The 12744-nt window shown below is 49.2% G+C and carries 20 protein-coding genes; all 20 read left to right on the plus strand.

The window, feature by feature from the left end:
• Window positions 1–19: 19 nt before the first annotated feature.
• The 20 genes from IQ31_RS07715 to IQ31_RS07805 all read left to right on the plus strand — a co-directional run bounded on the left by IQ31_RS07715 (window position 20) and on the right by IQ31_RS07805 (window position 12742).
• Window positions 20–982 (plus strand): hypothetical protein, encoded by a 963-nt coding sequence (locus tag IQ31_RS07715; protein ID WP_145327632.1) that lies wholly within the window; start codon window positions 20–22, stop codon window positions 980–982.
• An 11-nt stretch (window positions 983–993) separates the two neighbouring features.
• Window positions 994–1908, plus strand: a complete 915-nt coding sequence (locus IQ31_RS07720) for a phage major capsid protein (RefSeq protein ID WP_145327633.1) — start codon at window positions 994–996, stop codon at window positions 1906–1908.
• On the plus strand, window positions 1908–2195 hold the full coding sequence (locus IQ31_RS07725) for a hypothetical protein (RefSeq protein ID WP_145327634.1): 288 nt from the start codon (window positions 1908–1910) through the stop codon (window positions 2193–2195). Before IQ31_RS07720 ends, IQ31_RS07725 begins: the two co-directional genes overlap by 1 nt.
• Complete coding sequence (locus IQ31_RS07730) at window positions 2192–2647, plus strand: CHAP domain-containing protein (RefSeq protein WP_145327635.1); 456 nt, start codon at window positions 2192–2194, stop codon at window positions 2645–2647. Before IQ31_RS07725 ends, IQ31_RS07730 begins: the two co-directional genes overlap by 4 nt.
• Window positions 2648–2669: 22 nt before the next feature.
• Window positions 2670–3167 carry a hypothetical protein gene (locus IQ31_RS07735; protein ID WP_145327636.1) on the plus strand — a complete coding sequence of 166 codons (498 nt, stop codon included), beginning with the start codon at window positions 2670–2672 and terminating at the stop codon, window positions 3165–3167.
• A 4-nt stretch (window positions 3168–3171) separates the two neighbouring features.
• Window positions 3172–3498: a hypothetical protein gene (locus IQ31_RS07740; protein WP_145327637.1), complete on the plus strand. Its 327-nt coding sequence runs from the start codon at window positions 3172–3174 to the stop codon at window positions 3496–3498.
• A 1-nt stretch (window position 3499) separates the two neighbouring features.
• Window positions 3500–4729, plus strand: coding sequence for a DUF2586 family protein (locus IQ31_RS07745; protein ID WP_145327638.1), 1230 nt, complete (start codon window positions 3500–3502; stop codon window positions 4727–4729).
• A gap of 3 nt (window positions 4730–4732) precedes the next feature.
• Complete coding sequence (locus IQ31_RS07750; RefSeq protein ID WP_145327639.1) at window positions 4733–5146, plus strand: hypothetical protein; 414 nt, start codon at window positions 4733–4735, stop codon at window positions 5144–5146.
• Between the two features lie 76 nt (window positions 5147–5222).
• Window positions 5223–5519, plus strand: coding sequence for a hypothetical protein (locus IQ31_RS07755; protein ID WP_145327640.1), 297 nt, complete (start codon window positions 5223–5225; stop codon window positions 5517–5519).
• A gap of 125 nt (window positions 5520–5644) precedes the next feature.
• Complete coding sequence (locus IQ31_RS28060) at window positions 5645–5770, plus strand: hypothetical protein (protein WP_280176846.1); 126 nt, start codon at window positions 5645–5647, stop codon at window positions 5768–5770.
• Window positions 5763–7688: a tape measure protein gene (locus IQ31_RS07760; RefSeq protein ID WP_145327641.1), complete on the plus strand. Its 1926-nt coding sequence runs from the start codon at window positions 5763–5765 to the stop codon at window positions 7686–7688. Before IQ31_RS28060 ends, IQ31_RS07760 begins: the two co-directional genes overlap by 8 nt.
• A 2-nt stretch (window positions 7689–7690) precedes the next feature.
• The gene (locus tag IQ31_RS07765; protein ID WP_145327642.1) at window positions 7691–8371 is read left to right on the plus strand and encodes a DUF6046 domain-containing protein; all 681 of its coding nucleotides are present in this window, start codon (window positions 7691–7693) and stop codon (window positions 8369–8371) included.
• Between the two features lies 1 nt (window position 8372).
• Window positions 8373–9338: a hypothetical protein gene (locus tag IQ31_RS07770; protein WP_208734160.1), complete on the plus strand. Its 966-nt coding sequence runs from the start codon at window positions 8373–8375 to the stop codon at window positions 9336–9338.
• Window positions 9331–9834 (plus strand): hypothetical protein, encoded by a 504-nt coding sequence (locus tag IQ31_RS07775; protein WP_145327644.1) that lies wholly within the window; start codon window positions 9331–9333, stop codon window positions 9832–9834. Before IQ31_RS07770 ends, IQ31_RS07775 begins: the two co-directional genes overlap by 8 nt.
• A 6-nt stretch (window positions 9835–9840) precedes the next feature.
• On the plus strand, window positions 9841–10050 hold the full coding sequence (locus IQ31_RS07780; RefSeq protein ID WP_145327645.1) for a hypothetical protein: 210 nt from the start codon (window positions 9841–9843) through the stop codon (window positions 10048–10050).
• A gap of 3 nt (window positions 10051–10053) precedes the next feature.
• The gene (locus tag IQ31_RS07785; protein WP_145327646.1) at window positions 10054–10389 is read left to right on the plus strand and encodes a hypothetical protein; all 336 of its coding nucleotides are present in this window, start codon (window positions 10054–10056) and stop codon (window positions 10387–10389) included.
• On the plus strand, window positions 10376–10666 hold the full coding sequence (locus IQ31_RS07790) for a hypothetical protein (protein ID WP_145327647.1): 291 nt from the start codon (window positions 10376–10378) through the stop codon (window positions 10664–10666). The genes IQ31_RS07785 and IQ31_RS07790 overlap by 14 nt, the downstream gene beginning before the upstream one ends.
• 1 nt (window position 10667) lies before the next feature.
• Window positions 10668–11549, plus strand: coding sequence for a nucleotidyltransferase (locus IQ31_RS07795; protein ID WP_145327648.1), 882 nt, complete (start codon window positions 10668–10670; stop codon window positions 11547–11549).
• The gene (locus IQ31_RS07800) at window positions 11542–12012 is read left to right on the plus strand and encodes a hypothetical protein (RefSeq protein WP_145327649.1); all 471 of its coding nucleotides are present in this window, start codon (window positions 11542–11544) and stop codon (window positions 12010–12012) included. Before IQ31_RS07795 ends, IQ31_RS07800 begins: the two co-directional genes overlap by 8 nt.
• Complete coding sequence (locus IQ31_RS07805) at window positions 12005–12742, plus strand: hypothetical protein (RefSeq protein ID WP_145327650.1); 738 nt, start codon at window positions 12005–12007, stop codon at window positions 12740–12742. Before IQ31_RS07800 ends, IQ31_RS07805 begins: the two co-directional genes overlap by 8 nt.
• The last annotated feature ends 2 nt before the right edge of the window (window positions 12743–12744 follow it).

Here is a 12744-nt window from a genome sequence, read left to right on the forward strand (position 1 = left end):
CCTCCATAAACACAAGAAAATGCCAGGTAAAACGAGTAAAAAATTTGTACTGAACGATGAGCGTGTCGAGAATTCGCACGGCTTTTATGTACTCAATTCGGGTGGCCGGTTTGACCGGTTTGCCGACAATCCGGTGATGCTGTCGGATCACAATAACGAAAACGAATCGGTATTGGGGAACTGGCAGGACCTGGAGGAGCAGCCCTATGTTTTATTGGCACAGCCAAACTTTGATACCGACGATACAAAGGCACTGGAGGTCAAGCGAAAAGTTGACAATGGCTTTATCAAGGGTGCGTCCATAGGACTCATCCCGTACCGCTTCGAGATCATCGACGATAAACTGTACCTGGTGGACTGGGAAATGGTCGAGGCTTCCATTGTTCCGGTACCGTCCAACAAGAAATCACTTGCACTCTACAATGAGCAGCGCGAACTGATGACCGATGAGCAGATCAAAAATATCTGCCTGTCCGTGCGTGCTGTAGTCCCTCCGACAACGACAACAAATCAACATTCAGATATGAGTAAAATTAAATTATCACTTGCTGCATTGGTAGCCCTGGGCTTTACCGATACGGACAAAGATGGTGTGGAAGAATCCATGGTCAATGAAAAGATCACGGCACTGCACCAGCAAAATACGCTCTTGAAAACGCAGAACGACACGCTGACAGCGGAACGTGAGGCCGAAAAGCAAAAGACGAACCTCGCTGTCGTGGATGCTGCCATCAAGGACGGCAAGATCGAAGCAAAGAGCAAGGAGACATTCCTGAGCCTCTTTAAGACCAATCCCGAACTGGCACAGTCCACACTGGATTCCATCCCGGGCAAAACAGGCCTTGCGGCTTCGGTGACCAATCCGAGCGGCGGAGCAGCCGAGGTGAAAACCCTGGACGACTTCCAGAAACTGAGCCTTGCTGACCAGCTCAACTTTAAGGCAACGCAGCCCGATGCCTACAACAAATTATTTACAATCTAATCATTAAAGATATGCCACAAAATTTTCCTGAAGTATGGGAAAACAGGGTAAGAACCCTGTTGCGCGACGAAAACAATGCACCATGGCTGGAGGGTATCGATGAGATCGATACGCAGGTCCTTGAAGTGGGATCCGGCTCTGCATCTGAGCAGAACATTATCCATATCCCGATCTCTACATTCCGCCCGGAAGTGCTGATCAACAATACGGCCTATCCGATCGCGATGGTTGCCTATGATGATGACAGCATGACCGTGAAACTGGATAAATACCAGACAACGGTGACAACACTGTCCGATGACCAGGTGATGGGCGCGAGCTATGCACAGATCGACGTGGTGACCAAGTCGCACCGTGATTCCATTACGGATTCCAAATACGCCAAAGCGATCCACTCACTGGCACCACAGGCGGATAATGGCAATGAAACATTTGTCATCAAATGTACGGGTGATGAGGTGGAACCGGGCGGCCGCAGAAAGCTGTTATGGAAAGACCTTGTCACAGCACGCCGCCGTATGGACAAACAGAAGTGTAAAAAGAAAGGCCGCCGCCTGGTATTGTGCAGCGACCACGTCAACGACCTTTTGGAGGACAACTCCAACAAGTACGCGGACAAACTTGCAGATTACCTATCCGGTGAACTCAAGGGAATGCTCGCTGGATTCAATATCTATGAAAACATCGACAATCCTAAGTACACCGCTGCCGGCGTGAAAAAAGCCTGGGGCGCTGTTGCTGATCCGGCGGATCTGGAAGGAAGTATCATCTTCCATCCTGAAAACGTGGTCAAGAAAACGGGTTTGACCAAACAGTACTTTGCATCCGCTGCCACTAGCCCGGAGCATCAGACCAACAAGTACAATTTACGTCACTATTACATCGCTGTCAAGGTGATGGAAAAATATGCCGGGGCGATCATCTAATGCAGGAACTGGTATCTAATCTAGCAATGCTTGTGGTTCCAGCTGTATTGACATGGTTTTTGGCACGTCGTAAAAATGTTGCTGAGGGATCCATTGCCGAGATCGAGGCAGAGTCCAGGGCAGCTGAATTCTACAGGGCGTTGCTCGACGATGCTACCAAAAGGCTCGATACAGCTATCGATACCATCCAGAAGCAGGATCAAAAGATCAGGGATCTGATCCAGGAGATCGAAAACATGACGGATGAACTCAAAAAATACAAACAGTTAAACGGGAAACAGCCATGACATTAGCAGAACGTTCGCTACAGCAAGCTCACAGCCAGTACGGCGTACAGGAATTCCCCAGAGGCAGCAATGCAGGTCCGGGAGTCGAAAAATATCTTAGGAGCGTTGGCCTGGGCAAAGGTTATGCCTGGTGCATGGCTTTCGTTTACTGGTGCGTGCAGCAGGCAGCACAGCAGAACGGTGTGGTAAACCCACTGACCAGAACTGCCGGTGTGCTGGCACAATGGAATGCGTTGCCGGCCAGACGCGTAACGGCCCCGCATAGCGGAGACATTTTTATCATGGAGTTTTCGGGCGGCATGGGCCATACAGGTTTTGTGGACAAGGTCAACGCTGACGGCACGGTGACAACCATTGAAGGGAACACCGACCAGGAGGCCAGCCGCGAGGGTTACATCGTCACCTCAAGGGTGAGAAAAATAAGTACGATGAAAGGTTTTATCAGAATTTAAACAGCATCAAATAATCATTTCAATGAGCATCAAAAGCATTTTAGGTTACAGTATGATTCTATTCTTGATTGTTGGGCTCTTCGGGTGCCGGTCCAAAAGGATCGCATCCGATCCCCCGACGGTCACAGAGACACAGGTCATCAGGGACAGTATCGTAAAGCGCGATACAGTCTTCCATATCCCGGCTGAGGAGAGCAGCTACACGGCGACACTGGCCGTTGAAAAGAACAAGGTCGTGATCATTGACGCGGCTGCCAGACCATCGAAGGACGGTACATTGAAGAATCCGGTTGTCCGTATCGAAAACAACAAACTGACGGTGGACTGTGAGACCAGGGCAAAGGAACTTTTTGCCGAGTGGCAGGAAAAGCACCGGCTGAATACGCGAACGGTCACCATACAGAAGCCCCCGGTCTATATCGAAAAGCCATTCAGCTGGTATCACAGAACATTAATGTGGCTGGGCGGCATACTGGGGACAATCGGAGCGGGATATTTAATCTACACCATCAAAAAGTAAGATCATGAACAAGCATTTTAAAAATAATCCAGACTTACTGGAATACTTCGAGACCAGCGACGGTCAGGCATTCTACAAAAAGCAGGACGCCAAAAACTATGCAAAGGGCCTGACGGATAAATCGGTCAGCAAAGTGGAACGCACCAGTGAGGATGATGAGAACCAGGAAGAATCCGGTAAAAAAGGCAAGAAAACCGCTGTCGAGCAGATCGAGGCAATTTCCCTGGTCGATACGCTGGAAGGCCTCGCTCCATTTGAGAGCGACAAGCGCGCTACAGTGGTGGCAGCATTGGAGGAACGTAGAAAAGTATTGATCGAAAACGCTGAATAATATGTTACCAGGGATAGCAATAACTTTCAAAAATGGCAATCTCGGTCAGCTAGTAGAATCTCCGGACGGTGTATTTGGCCTGTTGGCCAGCGCTGTTGCCGTTGGCGCTACGTTTGTCCTGGGCAAAGCCTACCAGATTCGCAGCATGGAAGATGTTGCGAATCTTGGGATCACAGCGAGCATCGACAATTACATGCTCCACAAAACACTGTCCGAATTTTACGGTGAAGCCGGTGAAGGTACCGAACTATGGCTGATGGGCCTGGCGAAGACAACCAAGGTCAGCGACTGGTTCACGCCGGACGTATCGGGATCTGCTCCGGCAGAGACGCTGCTGAATGCCGCCAACGGTAAGATCAGGATGCTGTTTACATCCTTTTCGCCATCGGCAGAATATGTGCTCACAGTGGAGACGGGACTGGACAAAGATGTATTTCTTGCAGCCACAAAGGCGCAGCTGCTGGCCGATAATTATACCAAAAACAAGTATGCACCTTTCTACACGTTACTGGAGGGCTATGGATTTGACGGTGACAAGGTCACGCTGAAAGATCTGACAGAGCTGGACCTCAACCGCGTGCAGATCCTGATCGGCGATACCCTGTCACGTACGGGATCACCGGCCGGGAATGGTGCAGCTGTCGGTCTCCTGGCCGGAAGGAAAGCCCGCATCCAGGTGCAGGTCAATCCGGGCAAGGTCATCGATGGTGCGCTGAGTTTCTCGCAGGTATTCATCAAAGATACACTGGTGGAGCAGTACGATATCACGGCGCTGCATGATAAGGGATATGTCACGTTCAGGACACATACGGGCAAATCCGGTTATTTCTTTACCGATGATCCACTGGCCTGTTCGATAGAGGACGATTATCACTATGGTACGCACCGCCGTGTGATCGACAAGGCCTACCGTCTGGCCTATGAAGCGCTGCTGGACTTCCTACTGGATGACAGCACGGTCAATGAGGACGGTACAGTGAGCGTGATCTATGCGAAAACCATAGAAAACCGGGTAGAGGGACTGATCTATGCACAGATGTCGGCCAACAATGAACTGTCGTTCAATGCAAATGATCCAAAAGACCGTGGCGTGATCTGTAAGCTGGATCTGACTTATAATGTCACCTCGACCTCAACGCTGAAATTGGCAAAATTACAGGTACGTGCCAAAGGGTACAATCGCTTTATCGATGTGCCGCTGGGTTTCGTTCCGGTCACTTCAAACTCATAGCACATGGCATTTAACAGTAGAGAATATGAATGGGCAGATATCACCGTGATTGCCGGTGGTCGTGATCTGCTGGGCATCCGGGGCGTAAAGTACACCCGCAAGATCGAGCGAGAAGCCGTCTATGCCAAAGGCCGCAAGGCAAAGGCGATCCAGTCGGGCAATGAATCCGTGGAGGGTGAACTTGTCCTGTTGCAGTCCACCTACAATGAACTGCTGGACTCATCCGGCGGCGATATCCTTTCGCTGTCCATCGATACCGAGGTTACCTATGGCAATCCCTCCAGGGGCGATGCCTTGCGGACGGACAGGCTGATCGGGATCCGGTTTACGGAGGAGGCCGTCGAATTCAAGCAGGGCGACAAATTTGCGGAGATCACCGTGCCGTTCCTGGCGCTGGATATCCAAAAGAACGTATAGCAAATAATAGATACAACCATAAAAAAGGACTTTGGAGCCACAGACTGTAAAGTCCTTTTTTTAAAGAATAGAAATCATGATAGAAGTAACTAAAGAACAGATCGAAGCGTGGAAAGTAAAGTACGGATCCGTATACCGCATTCCGCTGGAAACGGGCGAAGTATGTTATGTACGTTCACCGAAGATCAAAGAAATTGAAGCCTGTCAGAGCTTATTGCAGCAGGGCAAATTCATTACCTATAATATTTCCCTGTTCAGAACCTGCTTTTTGGGCGGTGATGACGTGGAGGCCCACGAAAATAAACTGATGGCAGCGTCATCCATGATGATGCAGACGGTGGAGACCGTGACCGCGAGCCTGGAAAAGCTATAGCGGACGCCTCTTTTGATTACCGGGTCGAAGCCCCCGAAGGCAGTCCGCAGCAGTCAAAGCAGATCACCGAGGTCGAGTGGTGCAGGGAGATGTTCGCCTGGACCAGCTGGCTGAGGCAGACAAATATGGGCTTGCGGTATTACCTGCACATCGATCCATACGGCCTTGATCCCGAAGAATGGGGACGCCGGGTGGTCGAGCTAGCCTGGTTCAAACAGCAACAGTCAAAATCAAATAATCCAGATGTCTAACCTTTTAGAATATACCCTTTCCTTACGTGACCGGATGAGCGCGGCGATGAGACAGATCGGAGTCAACTCTGATGGTGCGCTCAATCGCTTTGCGAACCTCCAGCGCCAGGCGCGTGAGGTGGAACTGGCCATGGCACAGTTCGGCCGTACGACGGGTACATTGAGGCAGCGCCTGGAGCTGTTGCGTGCCGAGCGCGAATGGATACCGACATCCAACATACGTGCGATCAGGCGGTACAATCAGGAGATCCAGGATCTGGAACGCCAGATCGCACAGCTGGAGCGTACAGGGCAGCGTATGCCGGGCATGTTTGCCCAGGCATTTCAGGCCATACCTTTTGCCGGATTCTTTACCAATCCGCTGATCGTGGCCGGTGCCGCTGCCGGGCAGGCTTTACGCCTGGGGATCCAGCAGGATCTACAGAACACCTCTTTTGAAGTATTGCTGAATTCTGAGGAGGCCGCAAAGAAAATGGTGGCCGATATCACCAAGTACGGTATGGAAACCCCGTACGATAAAATGGGCCTGGGCGAAAATGCCAAAACGATGCTCTCGTTCGGTATTGCCTCCCAGAAGATCATGCCGACGCTAAAGGCGATCGGTGATATTGCCATGGGGGACGCTAATAAGATGAGCTCGCTCACATTGGCCTACTCGCAGATGTCGTCCACGGGTAAACTGATGGGTCAGGATCTTTTGCAGATGATCAATGCCGGGTTCAATCCGCTCAATGAGATCTCCAAAACGACGGGCAAATCCATCGGCCAGCTGAAAGAAGAAATGGAAAAGGGCAAGATATCGACCAAAATGGTTGAAGATGCCTTTATGGGCGCCACCAAAGAGGGCGGCCAGTTCCACAACATGGCGGTCAAGATGGGCCAGACGATGGGCGGTAAATGGGCGCAGTTCATGGACAATGTGAGCGAAAAGTTCCTGATCCTGTACGGTGTGATCAGTCCGGCCACCATGGCGCTGATTGATCTGGGGGGCGCGGCGCTGGATGCAGTATTTAACGGTATCGGCTGGCTCGTGGATAAGTTCCAGGAGGGCAATCCCGTCATCTGGGGGATCACTATTGCCCTGGGCGTGGTGACCAGTGCACTGATGATCATGAAAGCGGCGACCATGGCACAGGCTGCCTGGACGACCATATCCACACTGGCCATCAATATGAGCACAAAAGCCTGGTGGCTCAACAATGCGGCCATGCTGGCGAATCCTGTCACCTGGATCGTTGCCGGTGTGATCGCACTGATCGCGCTGATCGGACTGCTGATCTATAAGGTGGACGGCTGGGGTGAAGCCTGGAAACATACCGTTAATGCGATCAAGTTCCTTTTCGGCGGACTGATGGGCTCGCTCAAACTGGGCTGGCTGGAATCCGAAAACTTTTTGCTTTCGGGTATCGACAAGATCAGGATCGCCTGGTATAAGCTCAAGGGGCTATGGGATTCCGAGGGCGCGCAGCTGGCAATTGATGAAATTACCCGGCGCAGCGAGGAGCGGCAGCAGGCTGTTACCCAGACACGCAACCAGGCGAAATCGGACTATGCAGCAGCATGGCAGGAAACCAAAAAAGCGGCGGGATCGCTCAAATGGAACGATAAGGGTATCGGTGACTTTACCCGTGAGATGAAATCCAAACTGGGTATCGCGACGCCGGCCGGGGTTCCGGGCGCAAATATGGTAAACAGCAACCTGGCTGGTGGAAATGGTAACAAGGATAAGGACAAATCCAATGAGGCCATGGCCACCGGCGGTACAAAACACAATTACATCACCATTAACCTGGACAGCCTGATCAGGGCACTGACAATACAGGGAAATGATTTTAAGGATACAGCAGATCAGATGACCACGCAGACACAGGACGCATTGCTCCGGTTGCTTGCGATGGCCACAACAGCAAACAGTTAATTATGGCACTATCAAATCAGGATATATTATTTGCTTCACTGGTAGGCAGCGAGGTGGTCAAACTGGTACCACGGTTTACGGCACTGGAAAATGAACTGGCAAAACACGTATTGCCCACGGTTCCTTTTTTACCGATCAGGAACCAGCTGGGGATCGATACCGGCCGGCCATCGGAGATTATCGGCGATATCTGGCAGGCAGACCGGCCACAGGCAGAATCAGAACAGTTTTTCCCGTTATCCCTGTCAATTGATGAGGGGAAAACCTATTTTTTACTGCCCTATGAGCCAATGATCACGATCAGCAGTAAGAATAATGTGGTCAAGCGCAATGTGGCCAAACAGGATCCTAATAGGGATCAGAGCTTTCAGGGAACGATAAAGGAGCGCTGGAGCCGGGACGATTATCAGATCCAGATCACTGGTTACTTGATGGGCTCAATGCTCACTGGTAATGTGGAGGATTGTTTTCCTTTAAAGGATTTTGTGAGATTAAAAAATGTCTTGACTACTGCTAAGAAGATAATGATAAAATGTCCGCCGCTTGAACAGTTGGGAATAAATTTTATAGTCATCGAAGATTTTAGTTTCCCCTTTACCAAGGGTGAGAATGTGCAGGCTTACAACATCAAAGCGTTATCGGACTTTAGTTATCAACTTTTAATCGAGGAAAAAGATGTTTAACATGACCTGGCAGATCAAGTTCACCACAGATGGACGTACCTATGAGCTCCGCACGCTGGAAAGCTGTGAGATCGAATGCTCCGTGGATAACCTTGCTGACAGGGCAAAGATTATTTTGCCCGAAGCGGTGATCAACCGTGTTCTCCAGATCGAAGGTAAAATCAAACGCGGATCCAAAGTCGTGATCCAGCTGGGCTATGACAACGAACTGGTAAATGAATTTGAGGGCTATGTCGAAAAGATCACAAACGACGGTTCACTGGTGATCCACTGTGAGGACAGTCTTTTTCTGTTCCGCGTGTCGGTTCCCGATGTGCAGCTCAAACCGACATCGGTCAAAAAGATCGCCGAGTACCTGATCGCTCATATAGATAAATCCTATAAGCTTTCCTGTGATTATACGATAAACTATGAAAAGTTTACGATCCATCAGGCTACAGGTTACGATGTGCTCAAGAAGCTCCAGGAGGAAACAAAGGCAAACATCTACTTTGATTCGCAGGCCAAAGTATTGCATATCCATCCCCCGTATATCGAAAAGGCGGGCTCTGTAGTCTACTCCATGAGCCGGAATATTGAAAAAAGTTCACTGGAGTATAAGCAGGCCATAGATAAAAAAATTGAGGTAACGGTCGAAAGTACCGACACCAAGGGAAAAATGAAGTCGATCACCGTGGGGACTACCGGTGGCGACAAGCAGACTTTTAAAGTAGGTCCGATGAGTGAACAGGATATGCGATCAGTGGCCAAAGCCGCCTTGTTGCGTGGCAGCTATGACGGTTATGAGGGTAGTTTTGACAGCTGGCTGATCCCACAGGTCGCACCCGGCTATTCGGCAAAGATAGTTGACCATGATTATCCCTATAAAACGGGATGGTATTATGTGGTGAGCGTAAAAACAAATTTTAGTGCGTCCGGTGGCGTGCGTACGATTACTCCGGGCATAAAATTGAGTTCAAATGGATAAGAACAGTCAGGTAAAGGATGCTTTAAAGAAAGCCCTGGGTATCATGGTCAATTATCCGATCCGTGGAGAGGTGACGGCCGTATCCGGTCAGACCTGTACGGTGCAGCTGGTCACGGGGCTGGAAGTGGATGAGGTAAAAATGAAAGCGGTCGTTTCCCAGGGGAGTGACTACTTCATGCTGATACCTGCCATCGGATCAAGTGTACTGATGCTGTCGGACGATGGTTCGCTCGACACGCTGACCATTATCCAGGTCGATCAGGTGCAGCGCTTTGAACTGATGCAGTCCGGTCTTAAGATCGTATTTGACAGTAGCGACAAAAAGGTCGCGATCAGCAATAATTCGGTATCGCTCAAGTCGCTTATGGATGATCTGGTCGATATCCTGAAAACATTGAAGCTATTTACCAATATGGGGCCGTCAGGCACCGCATTGCCGGATAGCATGGTCAAGATCGAACGGTTACAGCAGAACATTAACAGTCTTTTAAAATAGATTTAAATGGCACTTAATAAACAGGAATTGAAAAGCGGAATTGTCTCGATCGTTCGGGACATGCAAAAAAGGGATGCCGATTCGGTGGAGGAATTTGCCGAGCGTCTGGCAGGCGCGATTGATACCTATGTGAAAGGTGCAAAGATCACCTATACGTCGGGTCTGGTCGCTCCAAATGGTGCAGTGACAGGAACGTTTAACGGTAAACTGGAGTAAAAAATGAAAGGTGTAGGAATCCAATTTGGCAATTTGATCACGCCCGAAGATCAGCTGGATCTTAAGATTGATATCAAGCGTGACAGCGAGGGAAAGATCGTTAGCGGTCTGGTGATCGGCAATACGGTCGAGCAGAACAAGGCCGTGATCCTGATCAGTTACCAGGGCGAATTTAAAAGCGATCCCGATCTGGGTGTCGGACTGGAGGATATCCTGCTGGATGAGGATTATCTAAAATACAGGCACCGGATCCGTGAGCATTTCGCAAAGGATGACCTTAAGGTCACAAGACTGGATTTATACAAGGACAAACCCATTATCATCAATGCAGAATACTAAGATAAAACAGGGACAGAGTCTTTTTGATGCGACCATCGAAACGACCGGAGATGTGGAAAATGTTTTTTCCACGGCACTTTCCAACGGTGTGGGCATTACGGACGATATCCCGGTGATGAGTCCGGTCAAGGTTGAGGGAACGGTAAAGCCACAGATCACGAACCTGTTTGGCAGCACCCATTCACCGGCCACATCCATTGCTCCAGATGAACAGCTGGGTGAATCAAATGCCGGTATCGGCTATTGGATCGTAGAGGTAGACTTTCAAGTAAAATAATATGGCTAGAACATTAAACGACATAAAACAGGCTGTTAAGATCAGCTTTATGGCCAATGAAACATTGGCACAGTCCTATGGCTTTGCCGTGGGTGCCGAGTTTGATGCCGAATTCTCCAAGGTCAGTTTTGAAAAGATCCTGATCGAGGTCATGGCTTTCATCACCTGGACGCTGGAGTCACTATTTGATGTGCATGCAAACAACGTGAGCGATACCATCGCGAACCTTAAGCCGCATTCATTGCGCTGGTACCGGAGTAAAGCGAAAGCATTTCAATTTGGTTATGGCCTGATCGAGGATAGCGACCAGTACGACAATACCGGTCTAACGGATGAACAGATAACCGCTTCGCAAATCATCAAATATTGCGCCGTTAATGAAGCGGTAAATGAAAGCCGCCTGATCATCAAGATTGCTACCGAAGATTCGGACGGTAACCTGCAGCCGATCACTGGGGAGCAGCTCACAGCATTCAAGGAATACTTGAGCGAGGTCAAGGATGCAGGCAATACCATAACCGTGACAAATTATCTGCCGGATCTGCTCTATCTGACGATGGTCATCTATTATGATCCTTTGATATTCGCACCGGATGGAACGCTTTTGATCGATGGCAGCCGTCCGGTTGAAAAGGCGATCAATACCTTTCTGAAAAACCTGCCGTTTAACGGGGTTCTGCAACTTGTCAAGCTTGTCGATGCCTTACAGCAGGTGGAGGGTGTAGAAATACCGCACATTGTATCAGCTTCGAGTGCATGGATCAATCCTACGTCCGGTGGTTATAATCCACCCGTAGCAATCGGGGTGTACAAGATTCCGGAAAGCGGATACTTTAAACCGAAAGATTTTTCAAACATCACTTATCAGCCGTACAATGGATAGAATATTCGCAGTCGATTTCAAGAAAGTCATCCTGAACTTTTTGCCAAAGTTCTTTAGGCGCAAAAGGATCTTTGCGCTGATCGACGCCTTTACATCGGGATTGCGTACCGTTTACCTGTTATTTTTGAGCAAGCGCAACGACGATAACAAAGAGCTCCAGATCACACCGCAGGTTTGCATCCTTAGACGCGTTCTGAACGATTATTTTGATGGAAGCAACCGAACGATCAGGATTGAAGATGCGAACCTGCATGAGCGTTCTTACATCTTTACCGAGGGTGAGCAGCGCCCCCTGTTCCTGGGCGAACGTGCGATATATACAGCAGATGAATTGCGCAGCGGAACCGGCTTTGTGGTGATCGTACCCGAAGCCCTCAACAATACAGCAGAAACGGCCCGTTTAAAGGCCATGATCAACAAATACAAATTAGCAGGCACCAAATACATTATCAGATATGAATAAGGTCAATTTTGAACAGACAGGCGGTTTTCCGCTAGAAACAAATACACTTTCATTTTTACAGTCGGCCTATGGCCAGTTATCGGGACTAGCTGGTCTCGGAGGTCAGAACTATATCCTGAACGGATGTACAGTTGTCGGCGGTAACGTCACAGACGGAACCATCGTCATTGATGGCGAGGTGCTGCCATTCGTTGGAGGGCCTAAATTAGCACGTGTAATCATCGAAGAAACCGTAACCGATAAAACCTTTGAAGACGGTGTCAGTAAGCCCGTATACTACACGCGAGTGGCTAAGATGGTAGTTGCCGGCGGTGTGATGGATTTCGATTCGCTTAAACGCGTATCCAACCTGCTTGCAATGGCTGACCGGATCAAGGATCAGGAAGTGATGCAGTGGACGCCTCTAAGTAATTATCCTAATAATGTTATAGATCTAAATGTATCGGAATGTTGGATGTTTAAAATGGGGAAGTTAGTCATTCTATCCGGTAATATCGTTTTTACATTTTTAGGGACTGGAACGCAATTAGGATTGGTTGTTAACGGTTTTCCAGCAATCGGTAATATAGCCGGACAGCAAAATGGTATAGCAAGAACTTTTAAGGTTCCAGATCAGTCGACCGCCTTTTTTACACAATGCTTTACGAACCCTGCCCTTAATTTCTCTGTCAACGCTCCAGCGAATACAAAATGGGCCGTTGAGTTTTCAATCACTTTATACACTGTCTAGTC

Origin of the sequence: Sphingobacterium siyangense (assembly GCF_007830445.1) — a bacterium.
Taxonomy (GTDB): domain Bacteria; phylum Bacteroidota; class Bacteroidia; order Sphingobacteriales; family Sphingobacteriaceae; genus Sphingobacterium; species Sphingobacterium siyangense.